14 protein-coding genes are annotated in these 15,325 nt (G+C 74.3%); 6 read left to right on the top strand and 8 right to left on the bottom strand.

All coding sequences use genetic code 11. The annotated features are described in order from the left end of the window. Positions 1 to 125 precede the first annotated feature (125 nt). The 5 genes from OG259_RS23165 to OG259_RS23145 form a co-directional block, all read right to left on the bottom strand. Positions 126 to 419, bottom strand: coding sequence for a type B 50S ribosomal protein L31 (locus OG259_RS23165; protein ID WP_328944003.1), 294 nt, complete (start codon positions 417 to 419; stop codon positions 126 to 128). Between the two features lie 8 nt (positions 420 to 427). Beyond that, entirely contained in the window at positions 428 to 592 is a 165-nt protein-coding gene (gene rpmG, locus OG259_RS23160; RefSeq protein WP_141300493.1) for a 50S ribosomal protein L33, read from the bottom strand. 135 nt (positions 593 to 727) lie between these two features. After that, positions 728 to 2,800, bottom strand: coding sequence for an FUSC family protein (locus tag OG259_RS23155; protein ID WP_328944002.1), 2,073 nt, complete (start codon positions 2,798 to 2,800; stop codon positions 728 to 730). A gap of 206 nt (positions 2,801 to 3,006) precedes the next feature. Further along, a complete protein-coding gene (locus OG259_RS23150; protein WP_328944001.1) occupies positions 3,007 to 4,152 on the bottom strand; it encodes a DUF2786 domain-containing protein in 1,146 nt (381 codons plus the stop codon). Then, complete coding sequence (locus tag OG259_RS23145) at positions 4,131 to 4,520, bottom strand: winged helix-turn-helix transcriptional regulator (RefSeq protein WP_328944000.1); 390 nt, start codon at positions 4,518 to 4,520, stop codon at positions 4,131 to 4,133. The genes OG259_RS23150 and OG259_RS23145 overlap by 22 nt, the downstream gene beginning before the upstream one ends. An 81-nt stretch (positions 4,521 to 4,601) precedes the next feature. Here OG259_RS23145 and OG259_RS23140 point away from each other — a divergent pair, with 81 nt between their 5' ends. From OG259_RS23140 to OG259_RS23125, 4 genes are all read left to right on the top strand, one after another. Beyond that, entirely contained in the window at positions 4,602 to 5,420 is an 819-nt protein-coding gene (locus OG259_RS23140) for an NAD(P)H-binding protein (protein ID WP_328943999.1), read from the top strand. A 155-nt stretch (positions 5,421 to 5,575) separates the two neighbouring features. Beyond that, on the top strand, positions 5,576 to 6,415 hold the full coding sequence (locus OG259_RS23135; RefSeq protein ID WP_328943998.1) for an ABC transporter ATP-binding protein: 840 nt from the start codon (positions 5,576 to 5,578) through the stop codon (positions 6,413 to 6,415). Further along, entirely contained in the window at positions 6,409 to 8,523 is a 2,115-nt protein-coding gene (locus OG259_RS23130; RefSeq protein ID WP_328943997.1) for an FtsX-like permease family protein, read from the top strand. Before OG259_RS23135 ends, OG259_RS23130 begins: the two co-directional genes overlap by 7 nt. A 189-nt stretch (positions 8,524 to 8,712) precedes the next feature. Continuing rightward, positions 8,713 to 9,018 carry a hypothetical protein gene (locus OG259_RS23125; RefSeq protein ID WP_328943996.1) on the top strand — a complete coding sequence of 102 codons (306 nt, stop codon included), beginning with the start codon at positions 8,713 to 8,715 and terminating at the stop codon, positions 9,016 to 9,018. A gap of 78 nt (positions 9,019 to 9,096) precedes the next feature. On the opposite strand, the gene OG259_RS23120 is transcribed toward OG259_RS23125, so the two are convergent. Then, on the bottom strand, positions 9,097 to 9,681 hold the full coding sequence (locus OG259_RS23120) for a GNAT family N-acetyltransferase (protein WP_328943995.1): 585 nt from the start codon (positions 9,679 to 9,681) through the stop codon (positions 9,097 to 9,099). Positions 9,682 to 9,757: 76 nt separating this feature from the next. Beyond that, a complete protein-coding gene (locus tag OG259_RS23115; RefSeq protein WP_328943994.1) occupies positions 9,758 to 10,684 on the bottom strand; it encodes an NADP-dependent oxidoreductase in 927 nt (308 codons plus the stop codon). Positions 10,685 to 10,836: 152 nt separating this feature from the next. On the opposite strand from OG259_RS23115, the gene OG259_RS23110 reads away from it, so the two are divergent. Together OG259_RS23110 and OG259_RS23105 are read left to right on the top strand one after the other, a co-directional pair. Next, positions 10,837 to 12,081 carry a helix-turn-helix transcriptional regulator gene (locus OG259_RS23110; protein ID WP_328943993.1) on the top strand — a complete coding sequence of 415 codons (1,245 nt, stop codon included), beginning with the start codon at positions 10,837 to 10,839 and terminating at the stop codon, positions 12,079 to 12,081. A gap of 76 nt (positions 12,082 to 12,157) precedes the next feature. After that, positions 12,158 to 13,849, top strand: a complete 1,692-nt coding sequence (locus OG259_RS23105; protein WP_328943992.1) for a bifunctional 3'-5' exonuclease/DNA polymerase — start codon at positions 12,158 to 12,160, stop codon at positions 13,847 to 13,849. A gap of 138 nt (positions 13,850 to 13,987) precedes the next feature. On the opposite strand, the gene OG259_RS23100 is transcribed toward OG259_RS23105, so the two are convergent. After that, positions 13,988 to 15,283 carry a hypothetical protein gene (locus OG259_RS23100; RefSeq protein WP_328943991.1) on the bottom strand — a complete coding sequence of 432 codons (1,296 nt, stop codon included), beginning with the start codon at positions 15,281 to 15,283 and terminating at the stop codon, positions 13,988 to 13,990. Positions 15,284 to 15,325 lie beyond the last annotated feature (42 nt).

The following is a 15,325-nucleotide window of genomic DNA, read 5'->3' as shown; positions in this document are numbered from 1 at the left end:
CAGATGCACGTGCACGGGGGGTGGCGTAGCGGCTACGCGACTGAGCGTGCTACCAGCGAGTACGGCGGACGGGCGGGCACTCACTCCCCCTCCGACGTACGCCTTCTTGGACGACCGAGGGCAGCCTACGGTTCCTGATCTTCGGCGGTGCCGCCGGTGGCGGCACCCTCCCCCCTGCCGTACCTCTTCTCGAAGCGTTCGACGCGGCCCGCGGTGTCCAGTACGCGCGCGGTGCCGGTGTAGAAGGGGTGACTCGCCGAGGAGATCTCGACATCGATGACGGGGTAGCTGCGGCCGTCCTCCCACTCCACGGTCTTCCCGGGATCACCGGTGCGCGTGGAGCGGGTGAGGAAGGCGAAGCCGCCGGCCTTGTCGCGGAAGACGACGGGCTCGTACGGGGGATGGATGGCGGGCTTCATGGGGTGGTTCAGCGCTCCTCTCGGAAGTCGACGTGCCGGCGGGCGACCGGGTCGAACTTGCGCAGGGTGAGGCGGTCGGGGTCGTTGCGGCGGTTCTTGCGGGTGACGTAGGTGAATCCGGTGCCGGCGGTGGACCGGAGCTTGACGACGGGGCGGAGCTCATTGCGTGCCATGCCGTGAAGAGTAAATGAAAATGAATCCCATTGCCAATATCTCCATCGAGAGGTAGGTCACCCGCTGAAGGAGACGGGGAAGGCGGGTGCCGGGGAAGGCGGGTGCCGGGGAAGGCGGGTGCCGGGAACGAGGGGCTAACGCGCCCGCGTGGAGTCCATCAGGGCCGTCGTGACCTCATCCAGGGCCTCCAGGAGGAACACCGCGCCCTTGTGCAGCAGGAAGTGGTCCGGCGGTTCCTCGGACCAGGCGTCGACCGTCTCCCGCAGGTCGTCCCAGCTCGGCGCCTTCCGCTCCCGCACCTTCTTGGCGCCCCGTTCCGTCGCCCGGCGCAGGGACTCGGCGAGGGTCGCGGCGGCCGGCAGGGGCGTGGCGCCGCGCTCCGGCAGATGTGCCTCCAGGAGCATCGCCACCCGCCCGAACTCCGCGAGCGCGTGGTCGGCCTGTTCCGCCGCCGCGTGTGAGAGCCCCCGGTGCCGTACGGGCTCGTGCGTCGCCCGCTCCACCGCCTCCTGCCAGGCGACCCGGGCCGCGCGGGTGTCCAGGAGCGCCTCCCGTACGTCGGGGCTGCCGTATCCCGCCGGGTCGGCGTACCGCGCGGTGACGGTGGCCGCGTACCGGCCGACCGACGCCAGCCAGTCCGCGAGCCGGCCGCGCAGCCGCGGGGTCTCCCAGGCCGGGTACACGGCGTACGACAGCATCGCGAGGAGCCCGCCCAGCAGGGTCAGCAGCACCCGGTCGCGGACGGTCTGGGTCAGGCCCGCGCCCTCCATGTCGAGCAGGAACACGACGTACGCGGAGACGAAGACCTGGCCGGCCGCGTACCCCGTGCGCATCAGCAGGTAGTTCGCGAAGGCGCACACCACCGCCAGACCGGCCGCCAGGTACGCGCCCGGATGCGCCGACTGGACGACCGCCGTCGCCAGGCCCACGCCGACGAGGGTGCCGCCGAACCGGGCCACCGAGCGCGCGTACGTCTGCGAGAAGTCCGGGCGCATCACCATCACCGAGGCCATCGGCGCCCAGTAGCCGTGCCCGAAGGGGAGCGCCGCGCCCAGCAGGTAGCCGGCGGCCGTGACCGTCGAGACACGGATCGCGTGGCGGAGGACCGGGGAGTCGCGGCGCAGCTCGGCGCGTGCCTTCGCGGCGACGATCGGTGCGAGACGGACGAGGGTGGGACGGGTACGGCCGGTGGCGCCGGGCCCGCCCGCACCCGTGGTCTCCGTCCTCGGCTCGGCCGTCTCGACGACGTCTCCGAGCAGCGCGGCGAGCCGGAGGGCGGCGCGGCGGGACGGGCCGTGGAGGATCGCGCCGGTGTCCGGGGTGCGGAGGGCGGCGACGGCGGGGGCGGGGAGGGTGACCGGTTCGCCGTGCCGGATCGCGTGCGCGGCGGCGTCCAGGACGGAGGCCGCCGCCGCGAGAAGCTCCCGCACGCGTGCGCGTGCCGGGCCCTCCTCCGGGACGCCGACCGCCGGGTCGGCGAGGGAGGCGAGGACGGGACGGATGCGTTCCGCGAGGCCCCGTGCCCCGTGGAGTTCCGCCGGGCGGCGGCGGGCCTGGCCCGGGGTCACCGCGGCGGCGCTGCGGGCGGTCATGAGCGGCAGCGGATCGAACGGCGCCACCGGGTCGTGGCGCAGGCGGCGGGCGTAGTCCGCCTCGGCGGCGAGCGCGTCCGCGAGGGCGTCGCGCTGGGCGCCCCAGCGGCGGACGGGGAGGAGGACGACCAGGGCGGCCTGGACGACACCGCCCGCGAAGATCATGACGGCGTGGCCGGCGGCCGCGGCGACGGAGGTGGGGAGGGTGACGGTCACCAGCATGATCGCCACGTTGGAGGAGGCGATGATGCCGGCGGTGGGACCGGCGGCCCAGGCAAGCCCCGCGAGGAACGTCCAGAGGAGCAGAAGGGCGAGGAAGAGGACCTCGTGGGCGCCGGTGAGATAGCCGAAGAAGGTCGACACGGCGAGGCTGGCGCCGGAGGCGAGCGCGAGGGTGGGACGGGGGCGCCAGGAACGCTGGAAGGTGGCGATGGCCGCCTGGAAGGCGCCGAAGGCGGAGGAGACGGCGACGGCGGGCCCGAAGACGGCGAGGGAGAAGCCGACGACGAGGGCGAGCCCGAGTGCGGCGCGGGCGGCGAGGACGGGGTCGAGCGGCCGCCGCTCGACGGTGAGCCCGGAGCGGGCGGTCTCCCTCAACGCCCGGAGCCAGCTCATGGCCCGAGCGTATCCGCGATCACGACATAAGGGGCATACCCCCCGCTCCGCCCCTTCCCGAAACCCTGCGGGAGGTGGGCGGCGGGGCCACCCTGCCACCTCGTCGTGGGCACGCGTCCGCCGCTCGCGGAGACACCCGGCCCGGCGTCCGGCTACCCCCGCGGCACGCGTCCGCCGCTCGCGGAGACACCCGGCTCGGCGTCCGGCTACCCCCGTAGGCCCCGGCGCTCCGGCCCCAGGCCCGCTCGGTCCGCTGCCGTCGCGCCGTGGTTCCAGCCGTCCTCGTCCCAGGCGGCACGTACGCGCGTGGTGCGGGTTTCCGGGAAGAGTTCGTCCGTGCGGGTGGTGACCGCAAGGTCGCGCGAGGCGAGGGCCGGGAGGAGGGTGGGGGTCTCCGCGGCGACCCGGCGGGACGTCGTCGCGAGGCGGCTTCCCAGGCGGTTCGCGTACGCCAGCAGGAACGACTGCCGGAAGGACTTCGTGCGCTTGCGGCCCCCCGCCCGCTGCTCCGCCTCCGCCCGCGTCATCGCCGCCGTCCCCTGCACCAGCAGCGACGTGTACAGCAGCTCCACCGGGTCGAGGTCCGCCTCGAAGCCGACCACCGTCGAGAAGCCGTACGTCTCGTTCCACACCGCCCGGCAGTGGTTCGCCGTCGCCACCGCGTCGAGCAGGATCGCCTTCGCCTGCTCGTACGGCGGCTCCACCCCGATCCGGATCGCCCCTGGCGTCTCCGGCGACGGCGCCCCCGCCGCCAGCGTCGCCTCGTCCAGGCTGTGGCGCGCCATCAGCTCCTGCGCCTTCGCCGTGAGCGCCTCCGCCTCCTCCGGATACCCCGTCGCCTCCGCCTTCGCGAGCAGCGCCCTGATCCGGGTGAGCATCCGCGGCTCCCCGGCCACGGCCGGCGGCAGCGCCTCCCCCGGCACCGGACCGACCGCGTCCAGGCGCGGCAGCCGGACCAGGAGCCGGTACAGCTCCAGGACGGTCGTCGCGTAGGAGAAACGGTCCGACGGGCGGCCGCGAGACGTGTCGTCGAGTTCGTCGAGCTGCCCCCGCCAGCGGTGCGGCAGCGTCTCGTAGCGGGCCGTCTCGGCCCGGATCAGGCCGGTCAGGACCCGGAGGTGGTCCTCGGAGAGATCACGGCGCACCATCCGCGCCAGGTCCGCCGGCTGCCACCCGCGCCCCCACAGCGTCCGTACGAACTCCTCGCCGCGACGCGCCAGTTCCCCGTCGGCGCCCCGGTCGGCGGCCAGCAGCGACGCCGCCGTGTCGAGCGACCCGTCGTCGCTCGCGTACAGCGCCTCGAAGGCCTTGTCGATCGTGGTGCTCGTACTCACGCCGTCCTCGTGTCCCATTCCTCGCGCGACCGGGCGATCACCGCACGGTGGTCGAGCGACCAGTCGATCAGCTGCTTGATCAGGCGGGTCATGCTGTGCCCGGTCTCGGTCAGCGCGTACTCCACCTGCGGCGGCGTCGTCGGATACACCGTCCGCGAGACGAGGCCGTCCCGTTCGAGGCGGCGCAGCGTCAGGGTCAGCATCCGCTGCGAGATCCCGGTGACGAGCCGCTGGAGTTCCCTGAACCGCCTCGGCCCCGCCGCGAGTTCGACGACCACATGCACGCTCCACTTGTCGCCGAGCCGGTCCTGGACGTCCCGTACGCCGCACTCCTCCGCGCAGCTCACCAGGGGATCGGTGGTTACCTCCGTGTGCCCCTCGGACATGAATGTGCCTCCTTACGCGATCGTCTCCGCCGCTCCACGATGGTCTCAGCCACCTCACCACCACGGCCCCTGGGGGAAACCATGCTGCTCGTCACCGGCGTCTCCGGCGCTCTCGGCTCGCTCGTCGCCGAACGGCTCGCCGGTCGCGAGGACGTCGTCCTCGGTACGCGCGCGGGGCTGCCCGGCACCCGCCGGCTGGACTTCGACGCGCCCGGGACGCTGCCGGAGGCCTTCGCCGGGGTGGACACGCTGCTGCTGATATCCGCCGGGTACGGGGAGGACGACACGGTCGTCGCCCGCCACGAGGCCGCGATCTCGGCCGCCGAGCGGGCCGGCGTACGGCACGTCGTCTACACGAGCCTCTCCGGCGACGGCGACCACCTCACGTACGCGCTCGCGCACCGCTGGACCGAGCGTCGGCTGCGGCGCTCCACCACCCTCGACTGGACGATCCTCCGCAACGGCCTCTACGCCGAATTCCTCACCTGGATCGCCGCCCCCGACGCCGACGACCGGATCACCGGCCCCCTCGGCGAGGGCCGCCTCGCCGCGGTCGCCCGCGCGGACCTCGCCGACATCGCCGTCTCCGTCGCCACGGACCCGGGCGCGCACCGGAACCGGGTCTACGAACTCGTCGGCGAGCGCGCCCTCGGCGGCGCCGACCTGGCGGAGGCACTGGGCGCGACGTACGCCCCCGGCACACTCGCCGACGCCCGCACCGCGCTCGCCGCGTCCGGAGCGGTGCCCTTCCAGGTGCCGATGCTGGCGAGCACGTACTCGGCGATCGCCCACGGATTCCTGGACGGTACGGGGGTCGAGAGCGACCTGCGCGCCCTCCTCGGCGGCCGCGAACCGCTCGACGCGCTGGACGTGTTCGTGAAGGCGGTACGGGCGGGCTAGACCTGGCTCTCGGGGGGCAGTCCCGCTCCGGCTCGGGGAGGGCGGACCTTGCTCGGGGGAGGGCTGGACCTGGCTCCGGGGGTAGGGCCAGGCCTACCTTCCGGACGCCCTTCAGTGGTCGTGATCGGCGGCGGCGGAAACGGTTCGCTTGAGGCATGACCTCGACAGCCCCCATCGCCCCCGTCGCCACCGTCTCCACGGCCACGGCCACCGCCGCCACCTCCGCCGTACGGCTCCGCGGGCTCACCCGTCACCACCGTGACGTCCGCGCCCTCGACGGCGTCGACCTCGACTTCCGCGCCGGGACGTTCACCGCCGTCATGGGCCCCTCGGGCTCCGGCAAGTCCACGCTGCTGCAGTGCGCGGCCGGGCTCGACCGGCCCACCTCCGGGCGGGTGGAGGTCGGCGGGACCGCCCTTGAGGGGCTGAGCGAGCGGCGGCTGACCCTGCTGCGGCGGGACCGGATCGGTTTCGTCTTCCAGGCCTTCAACCTGCTGCCCGCCCTGACGGCCGCGCAGAACGTGGCCCTGCCCCTCCGGCTCGCCGGCCGCCGCCCGTCCCGTACGGAGGTACGGGAGGCGCTGGCCCGCGTCGGGCTCGCGGGGCGGGAACGGCACCGGCCCGGCGAGTTGTCCGGCGGACAGCAGCAACGGGTCGCGATCGCCCGCGCGTTGATCACCCGCCCCGCGGTCCTCTTCGGCGACGAGCCGACCGGCGCGCTCGACTCGACGACGAGCCGCGAGGTGCTGGACATGCTGCGGGAGCTGGTCGACCGGGACGGCCAGACGATCGTCATGGTCACCCATGACCCGGTGGCGGCGGCCCGCGCGGACCGCGTGGTCTTCCTGGTCGACGGCCGCGTGGCGGGCGAGCTGCCGGACCCGACGGTGGAGGCGGTCGCGGCGCGGATGACGGCCCTGGAGACGATCACCCCGGCCGCGATGCCGGGGACGGCCCGCACCACCGCTTCCCCCGCCGGGAGGACCTCGTGCTGACCGTCGTCCTCTCCGGCCTGCGCGCCCGCTGGGCCTCCTTCCTCGGTGGTTTCGTCGCCCTGGCGCTCGGCGTCGGGCTGCTCGCCGTCATGGGCCTCGGGCTGTCCGCCACCATTCACGCGCCCGAGCGTTCCCCTCAGCGGTTCGCTTCCTCGCCCGTCGTCGTGCAGGGTCAGGACCGGCTGACGCTCGATGTGCGGCGCGGACCCGAGACCGTGTCCGTGGCGCAGCGGCTCGACCGTCCACAGCCTGTGGACAACCAGCTGCTCCGCGAACTGAAGGCCCGCTGGACCCTCACCGCCTCCGGCGGCCCCGACGCCTTCGGAGTGGACGCCCCGGCCGCCGAGGTCCGGGCGCTCGTCGGCGACCGCGCCCAGGTCCTCACCGGCGACGAACGGCGGCGCGCCGACCCCGGCTCCGAGCGGGACGCCGACGCGCTCGTCGGCCTCAACGCCCTCCTCGGCACCTCCGGCGGCGTCACCGCCTTCGTCTCCGTCTTCGTCGTCGCCTCCACCTTCGCCTTCGCCGTGGCACTGCGCCGCCGTGAGTTCGGGCTGCTCAGGACCGCCGGAGCCACCCCCGGGCAGATCCGGCGGCTCCTCCTCGCCGAGGCCACGGCGCTCGGCGTGCTCGCCTCAGCCGCCGGGTGCGCGCTCGGCGCCCTCGGCGCGCCCCTGCTCGCCAGGACCCTGGTCGACGGCGGTCTGGCGCCGGAGTGGTTCACGGTCGGCGGGCCGGCCTGGCCCTTCCACGCCGCCTTCTGGACGGGGGTGACCGTCGCCCTCGCGGGGGCAGTGGCCGCCTCCCGGCGGGCCGGGAAGGTCGGCCCGACGGCCGCGCTCCGCGAGGCGGACGTCGACGCCGACACCCTGCCCCTCGGCCGGGCCGTGCTCGGTACGGGACTGCTCCTGGCCGGCCTCGGGCTCCTCGCCTGGACGTACGCCACGGAACCGTCCGCGCTGCTCAAGCGGAAGACGTACACGACCCTCCCGATGCTCCTGATCACCGGAATCGCCCTGCTCTCCCCGCTCCTCGTCCGGCCGGTGGCCCGACTGCTGCGGCTGAGGGGGGCGGTGGGGACGCTGGTACGGGAGAACAGCGCGGCCTCGGTACGCCGTACCGCCGCCGTCGCGGCCCCCGTCCTCGTGACCGTGGCGCTCGCCGGGACGCTCTTCGGCTCGGCGACGAGCGTCACGCGCGCGAAGGGCGTCGAAGCGCGCGAGCAGACGGCCGCGCAGTACGTCGTGCGGGGCACGGAGCTGAAGCCGGTGACGGCGCCCGCCGGGGCGGTCGTCTCCCCCACCGGGCCGACCTCCGTCTTCGTACGGGACGGGGACGCGGCCGTCGTGAAGTACGGGGCGCGGGCGGTCACCGACCCGGCGGCCTTCGCCGAGCTCGCCCGGCTGCCCGTGGTCGCCGGCGACCTGCGGGACCTCGACGACCGGTCGATCGTCGTGAACGAGGAGTTCGAGCGGCGCCGGGTGGGCGAGAGCGTCGAGGTCTGGCGGGCGGACGGGACCGGTCCGGTACGGCTCCGGATCGCGGCCGTCCTCGCCCTCGGGACCGGCGACAACGGGCCGTACGTCACCCGGGCGAACGCCCCCGGCTCCGCCCCCGACCGGATCGACGCGCTCGGCGGCGGTACGGCCACGGTGCGGGCCCTGGAGGCGAGCGGCGGCACCGTCAGGACGGCCGACGCGTGGGCCGAAGCCGAGCGCCCGTCGAACGGCGGCCCGCAGGCCCGGCTCGGCATGATCCTCGTCCTCGGCATCGCGCTCGTCTACACGGTGATCGGCCTCGCCAACACCCTGCTCATGGCGACCTCCGTCCGCGGCGGAGAACTGGCCTCGCTGCGGCTCGCCGGGGCCACCCGGGCCCAGATCCTGCGGGTGGTGACGGGCGAGGCGACCCTGGCCGTCGCGATCGGCACCCTGCTCGGCCTTGCGGTGACCGCCCTGGTCCTGGGCGCCCTGGGAGCAGGCCTCGCGGCCCTCTCGGCCCCGGTGGCCCTGGCCCTCCCGTGGACCACGGTCGGCGCGGCGGCGGGCGCGTGCGCGACGGCCGCGATCGCCGCGTCGGCCCTCCCCGCGTGGCGCCTGACGCGCTGAGCGGCGATGGTGGGACGGACGGGGCGGTGACCGGGGTCGGAGCCGGGTCACCGCCCCGTCCAGCTGTCCAGCCCTGTCCAACCGCGTCGAACCGCGTTCAGCCCGTCCAGCCCGTTCAGCCCGTCCAGCCGCGTCCAGCCGCGCGAAACGCCTTGCTGCGCACTCCGGCGGACGGCGATCATCGATCCTGTGCCGGGACAGCGGAAGCGGAAGAGAGAGCGGCAGCGGAAGCTCGCGGAGTTCGCACGCGAGGCGGACCGCTTCGGCCCGGACGCCGGGCGCTGGGAGCTCCGCTACGCGACGAAGGACGAGTCGGAGTGGCAGGCGGAGCTCCGACGGCTACGGACCGAGGAGCCCGGCCTCGACTGGGACGCGGTCCGGCTGGACATGCTCTGCGGACGCTCGACGCACCCGACGACGTACCAACTGAGCGTCTTCGTCCCCCATCCGGCCCCGGAGGAACCCACCGCCGCGCCGCTCCCTGATCCGGCCTGATCGACAAGACACCCCCTGGACGGCACCGGAACCGGGGCGCACCCCCCGTGCCGCCCCGGCCCCGCCGCGGGGCCCGACTCAGGCCCCGCTCTCCCCCGCCCCCGCGGACGCGGACTTCGCCGCCCGCCACTCCGGGGCCAGGACCGACCAGACCTCCTCGTCGTGGCGCCTGCCCCGGTACGGGTAGCTCTCCCGCAGGACGCCGTCCTTGCTCATGCCCAGGCGACGCGCCACCGCGATGCTGGGCTCGTTGTCGGAGGAGACCACCCACTCCACCCGGTGGATGCCGCGCACCTCGATCGCCCAGTCGACGAGCGTCCGCGCCGCCCGGGTCACCAGACCCTTGCCGACGCCCGCAGGCTCCAGCCAGCAGCCCGCCTCGGCCGTACCGTCGCCGGTGTCCAGCTTCCGGAGGATCACCGCGCCCACGAGGGTGCCGTCGGACCAGATGCCGTGGATGCGCCCCGTGTCGGCGGCCGTCTTCTCCGCGTACGCCCGCAGGAAGGCCCGGCTGGACTCCAGGTCGGTGACGACGTCGGGGAGGCCGTTGCGCGCGCCGATGAACTCGCGTCCCCGGTCCATGTGCGCCAGGAACTCGTCGGCCTGCCACGGTTCGAGCGGGCGCAGCTCCGCGCCGTCGTCTCCCAGGGGTATCGCGTACATCGTCGTCGCCTTCCAGGTCGGGGCCCGCACTCGCGGCGAAGGGATCTTCTCACCCGCCTCCACCGCGCACCGGGACTTACGGGATCAGGACCAACTTCCCCCGCACATGGCCCGACTCGCTCAGTTCCTGGGCCCGCGCCGCCTCCTTCAGGGGGAGCGTGTCGGCCAGCCGGACGGCGAGGGTGCCCTCCACCGCCGCGCGCGCGTGGGCCGTGAGCCCGGCCCGTACGGAGTCGGGGTCGCCCGTGACCCCCGAGAACACGATCCCGTGCCGCTCCGCGTCCACGTCCGCGATCGTCACGATCCGCTCCTTCGCCGCGCCCGCCCCGCCCAGGAGCTCGATCGCGACGGGCAGCACACCGTGCCCGGCCGCGTCGAAGACCGCGTCGACGCCGTCGGGGGCGGCGGCCCGCACCCGGTCGGCCAGGCCCTCCCCGTACGCCACCGGGATCGCGCCGAGTTCCCGCAGGTAGGCGTGGTTGGACTCGGACGCGCTGCCGATGACCGTGACCCCGGCGGCGACCGCGAGCTGGACGCCCACCGAGCCGACGACACCCGCCGCACCGTGCAGGAACAGCGTCTCGCCCTCCCGCACGCCGATCAGGTCGAGCACGCGCTGCGCCGTCTCCCCGGCCACCGGGATGCTGGCGGCGGCCTCCCAGGAGAGCCCGGCCGGCTTGGGCGCGACGGTCCCGGCGATCGCGTACTCGGCGTAGGAGCCGGTCTTCGTCCAGCCGAGCACCTCGTCGCCGACCGTCAGACCGGTGACGCCCTCGCCGAGCTTGTCGACGGTTCCGGCGAACTCCAGGCCGGGGACGGCCGGGAAGGTCGTCGGGTAGAACTCCTCGACCCAGCCGTAACGCCGCTTCCAGTCCACCGGGTTGAGCCCGACGGCCGCCACCTTGACGCGGACCTCACCGGGACCCGGCTCCGGTACGGCGACACCGGTCGCGTGGCGCAGCACCTCGGGGCCGCCGAACTCCTCGTACACGATCGCTTCCATCTCAGCCTCCGCAGCTGCCCGTTCACGTTTTCCGCTCTTCGACGTGATCAAGACTGCGCCCACGGCCCCCCGCTCCCCGCCCTCCCGACGGCCAGTCCCACCTGGCCGAAATACCGGCCGCTCCCCGTCCCTCCCCGCGTACGCTCCCTCGCATGGACGCGACCACGCTGACCACCGCGTACGAGATCATCCGGCAGCCGCTCGGGGAGATCCTCCCCAAGGTCTCGGCCGCCCTCGCCCCGCTCGTCCCGCACGTGGACGCGGCCGAACTCTCCACCCACTGCGCCCACTCCCCCTTCAAGGCACTCGGCGGCACGGAGCTGCTCACCGCCTCCGAACTCGCGCCGCTGCTCGCGGCCGGCGTGCCCGGGAGCCCCTGGCAGGGCGTCGCGACGCTCGGCGGCCGGGAGCGCGAGGTCGTGGCCGTCACGAGCCACGCGACCCGGCGCGGGGCGGTCCTCGTACTGGTACGGGAGGACGGCGCCGCCCCGGCGGACGAGGCCGAACTCGCCGTGGCGCAGGCCCTGTGGGACCTGGTGACCGGCCACTTCGACCGGTTCGCGTCGGAGGCCCTGCCGGGCGCCCTCGCCCGTTCGCGGTCGGCGGCCGACACCCGGGCCCGGGTGATCGCGGAACTGACCGCCACGCACTCGGCGGCCCTCGCCGGGGTCCTCGGGGTGCTGCGCAGCCGGGCCCTGGACGACACGACGGCCCGGACGACCGCGACCGACCTGGCCGCGTCGGCGCTGATCGAGATGCGGGCGGAACAGCGGCGGGACCGGGCGCTCGCGGAGGAACCGGTCCAGGACGCCTTCGAGCGGCTCGCCGCCGAACTCCGGCCGATGCTGCGGCACAGCCAGGTCAGGCTGGACCTGGGGGCACCGGACTCGGACCGCTCGCTCGCGGCGGACGTGGCGCACAGCGCGCGGGCGATCGTCCGGTCCCTGCTCCTGATCGTGCTCGAACAGGACTCGGTGGACCGGATCCATGTCGGCTGGCAGCTGACCGAGCACGAGCTGCGGGCCTCCGTACGGGACGACGGCGCGGGCGCGCTCGCCCCCTGCGACCTGGGCGCGGGCACGATCAAGGACCGGCTCGACGTGCTCGGCGGGCGGCTCGACATGGACCCGGTCCCGGGTTGGGGCACGACGATCACGGCGGTGATCCCCCTGGCGGCGCCGGCCGCGCCGGTCGAGGCGGCGCACCCGCTGACCGGCCTCGGCGAGCGGGAGGTGGAGGTCCTGCGGCACCTGGCCCTCGGGCACCGCAACCGGCGGATCGCCGAGGAACTGCACATCAGCGAGTCGACGGTGAAGTTCCACGTCGCCAACATCCTGAACAAGCTGGGCGTCGACTCCCGGGGCGAGGCGGCGGCACTGTTCCACGCGGCGGCGTAACGCCTGCGGCGAGCTCCGGGAGGCTCGTCGGCCCGGCTTCCGGTCACTGTCAGTGCCGGGTGCCAGACTCGCACCCATGACCGAGAGGTGGGCACTGGCGGCCGAGGCGGAAGGGGACGGAGCACTGCTCGTCCCCCTCGGCCCGGACGGGCTGCCCACCGGGGACGTGCGGCGCGAACCCGACCTCGTCGAGGCCGTACGGGCCAGGCCCGAGGTCGCCCGCTGGGTGTGGCGGTCGACGGCCGAGGTGTACCCCCGGCTGCTCGCCGGCGGAGTGCGGGTCGAGCGGTGCTACGACATCGAGGACGCCGAGCAGCTGCTCCTCGGCCACGAGGGGCGGCTCGGCGAGCCCCGCTCGGCGGCCGCGGCCTGGGCGCGCCTGCGGAACTCCCCCGTGCCGCCCGATCCGCCGCAGCGCAACGCCGAGCCCGGCTCGCAGGACTCGCTCTTCGAGCCGCGCCCGGTGGTCTCCGTACCCTTCGACGGGATTCTCGCGGTCTACGCGGAGCAGCTGCGCCGCCACGACCGGGCGGAGCACCCGGGCCGGATGCGGCTGCTCACGGCCGCCGAGTCGGCGGGGATGCTGGTGGCCGCCGAGATGCACCGGGCGGGGCTGCCGTGGCGGGCGGACGTGCACCGGGAGCTGCTGAACGAACTGCTCGGCGAGCGGTACGCGGGCGGGGGCGAGCCGCGCCGCCTGGCCGAGCTCGCGGACGAGGTGTCCGCGGCCTTCGGCCGCCGGGTCCGGCCGGATCTGCCCGCCGATGTGGTGAAGGCCTTCGCGCAGGCCGGCGTACGGGTGAAGTCGACCCGCCGCTGGGAGCTGGAGGAGCTCGACCATCCGGCGGTGAAGCCGCTGATCGCGTACAAGAAGCTGTACAGGATCTGGACGGCGCACGGCTGGTCGTGGCTGCAGGACTGGGTGCGGGACGGCCGTTTCCGGCCGGAGTACCTGCCCGGGGGCACGGTCAGCGGGCGCTGGACGACCAACGGCGGCGGGGCCCTGCAGATCCCGAAGGTGATCCGGCGGGCGGTGGTCGCGGACGAGGGCTGGCGTCTCGTCGTGGCCGACGCCGACCAGATGGAGCCGCGCGTGCTCGCCGCGATCTCCCGGGACCCCGGCCTGATGGAGGTCGCGGGGCACCCCGACGACCTGTACACCCGGCTCTCGGACCGGGCCTTCTCCGGCGACCGCGACCACGCCAAGATCGCGCTCCTGGGCGCGATCTACGGGCAGACCAGCGGCGACGGCCTCAAGAACCTGGCGGCGCTGCGGCGCCGCTTCCCGCGTGCGGTGGCCTATGTCGACGAGGCGGCGAAGGCCGGCGAGGAGGGCCGTCTCGTACGGACCTGGCTGGGCAGGACGAGCCCGCGCGCGGTGGGCGCGGGCGAGGACGAGGAGGCCGGGCTGCCCCAGGAGGGCGGTGAACCGGCGGCGGAGGAAGCGGAGTTCACTCCTGGGTACGCCTCGGGGAACGCGCGGGCGCGGGGCCGCTTCACCCGCAACTTCGTGGTGCAGGGCAGTGCCGCCGACTGGGCGCTGCTGATGCTGGCGGCGCTGCGCCGTGCTCTGGCGGGGATGCTGGCGGAGCTGGTCTTCTTCCAGCACGACGAGGTGATCGTGCACTGCCCGGCGGAGGAGGCGGAGGCGGTCTCGGCGGCGATCCGGGCGGCGGGGGACGAGGCGGGACGGATCGCGTTCGGGGAGACGCCGGTACGGTTCCCGTTCACGGTCGCCACGGTCGAGCGGTACGCGGACGCCAAGTAGCCACGAGGAAAAGGGGGATGGGCCCGCACCCCAATGCGGACCCATCCCCGGAGAACTTCCTCGGGCACTGCTTCGGCGCTTCTCGGGCGCTGCTTCGGCACTGCTTCGCTTCGATGCTGCTGCGGTGCTGCTTCGGCGCTACTTCATGGGCAGCGTCTGCCACTTCGGGCTCAGCGCGATCGCCTTCAGCTGCTTCATCGTCAGCGCGGGCTCGGCGCGGGTGGCCGCCTCGTGCTGGGTGCCGGCGTTGAAGGCGGACACGACAACCCGGAAGCCCTCCGGCGTGATGGTGTCGACGGACCACCAGACGACGCCCTCGCCGCCCTTCTCACCCGCCTGCTGGGTGAGCTTGACCTTGCGGCCGTCGGGGAGCGTGGTGACGTCCCCGCTGCCGAAGAGGGTGCCGACCACGTCCGCCATGTTCGGCTGGATGTTGACCTCGACGAGGCTCTTCCCCTTGCCGTCGTCGACGACCACGTAGGCGTACCCGGACTGCCCGCCCTTGTTGACGACCGCGAGGCCCTTGGGCACGAGCGAGCGCAAGGTGTTCATCGAGTCGGTGGCGTTCGGCTCGGCCGGCAGCCGGGGCTCGCCCTGGCTGCCCTCGCCGCCCGACATGTCCACGTTCTGGGGCAGCTTCTTGAGAAGCGGACGCCAGTCGTCGGTCGTGACGAGGGCCTTGAGCTGCGCGGGCGTGAAGGGCGGGTTCTCCCGGCTGATGGGGGCGCCCTTCTCGGCGGCGGCGTTGTACTCGCTCACGTCGACCAGGAAGCCGTCCTTGGTGAGCAGGACCGCCCGCCACTGCTTGGTCTCCTCACGCTTGTCGGGGTACTCGTACCCCTGGAGGATCATGAGCCGGGAGCCGTTCGACAGGTTCTGCATGGTGCAGTTGTCGTAGGGGATGGCGACCTTGTCGGGGCAGGCCACCTGGTCCTCACCCGCCTCGCCGGTGCCCGCGCGGAAGAGGCCTACGGTGACACCGGCCTTGCCGTTCCCGTCGTCGAAGACGCCGCTGACGGCCTGGCCCCTTCCGTCGAGGCCCTCGAACTCCCAGGAGCCCGCCGGGGTGTTGTTCTCGAGGACGGCGGCGATGTCCTTGACGGGGATGCTCGCCTCACCCGGCCGCTGCTTCCCCGGGACGGGGTCGATGGTGGGGCGGGGCTTCGGGGGCGCCGCCACGGAGGTGGTCGTCGTGTTCCCGCTCGGCGACAGCAGCGAGCCGCCGTACACGCCGCCGATGCCGACGGCGGCGAGCGCGAGAACGCCTCCGGTCATCGCGAGGCGGCGGCGGACCAGGCGGCGCTTGCCGCGCTGGAGCCCGCCCTCGACCAGCTCGCGCCGGTCGTCGGCGGCGAAGCCGTCGCCGGTGCGGCGCAGGACCGCGCCGAGCTCCTCCTCGAATCCCTCGTGCTGGGGACCTTCGTTCTGGGGCATGTCGAATTCACCGTCTCCGGTCGATAAAAGGGCAGAAGCCGC

The sequence above is a fragment of the Streptomyces sp. NBC_00250 genome (assembly GCF_036192275.1).
GTDB lineage: Bacteria > Actinomycetota > Actinomycetes > Streptomycetales > Streptomycetaceae > Streptomyces.
Note: the sequence above shows the minus strand (reverse complement) of the source record. Positions and strands in the feature narration are given on the sequence as shown.

Coding starts and splice junctions, on each gene's coding strand:
- OG259_RS23135 (WP_328943998.1), top strand. CDS start 5,576: ATGACCTCGACAGCCCCCATCGCCCCCGTCGCCACCGTCTCCACGGCC.
- OG259_RS23165 (WP_328944003.1), bottom strand. CDS start 419: ATGAAGCCCGCCATCCATCCCCCGTACGAGCCCGTCGTCTTCCGCGAC.
- OG259_RS23155 (WP_328944002.1), bottom strand. CDS start 2,800: ATGAGCTGGCTCCGGGCGTTGAGGGAGACCGCCCGCTCCGGGCTCACC.
- OG259_RS23120 (WP_328943995.1), bottom strand. CDS start 9,681: ATGTACGCGATACCCCTGGGAGACGACGGCGCGGAGCTGCGCCCGCTC.
- rpmG (WP_141300493.1), bottom strand. CDS start 592: ATGGCACGCAATGAGCTCCGCCCCGTCGTCAAGCTCCGGTCCACCGCC.
- OG259_RS23100 (WP_328943991.1), bottom strand. CDS start 15,283: ATGCCCCAGAACGAAGGTCCCCAGCACGAGGGATTCGAGGAGGAGCTC.
- OG259_RS23110 (WP_328943993.1), top strand. CDS start 10,837: ATGGACGCGACCACGCTGACCACCGCGTACGAGATCATCCGGCAGCCG.
- OG259_RS23140 (WP_328943999.1), top strand. CDS start 4,602: ATGCTGCTCGTCACCGGCGTCTCCGGCGCTCTCGGCTCGCTCGTCGCC.
- OG259_RS23105 (WP_328943992.1), top strand. CDS start 12,158: ATGACCGAGAGGTGGGCACTGGCGGCCGAGGCGGAAGGGGACGGAGCA.
- OG259_RS23150 (WP_328944001.1), bottom strand. CDS start 4,152: ATGGGACACGAGGACGGCGTGAGTACGAGCACCACGATCGACAAGGCC.
- OG259_RS23115 (WP_328943994.1), bottom strand. CDS start 10,684: ATGGAAGCGATCGTGTACGAGGAGTTCGGCGGCCCCGAGGTGCTGCGC.
- OG259_RS23145 (WP_328944000.1), bottom strand. CDS start 4,520: ATGTCCGAGGGGCACACGGAGGTAACCACCGATCCCCTGGTGAGCTGC.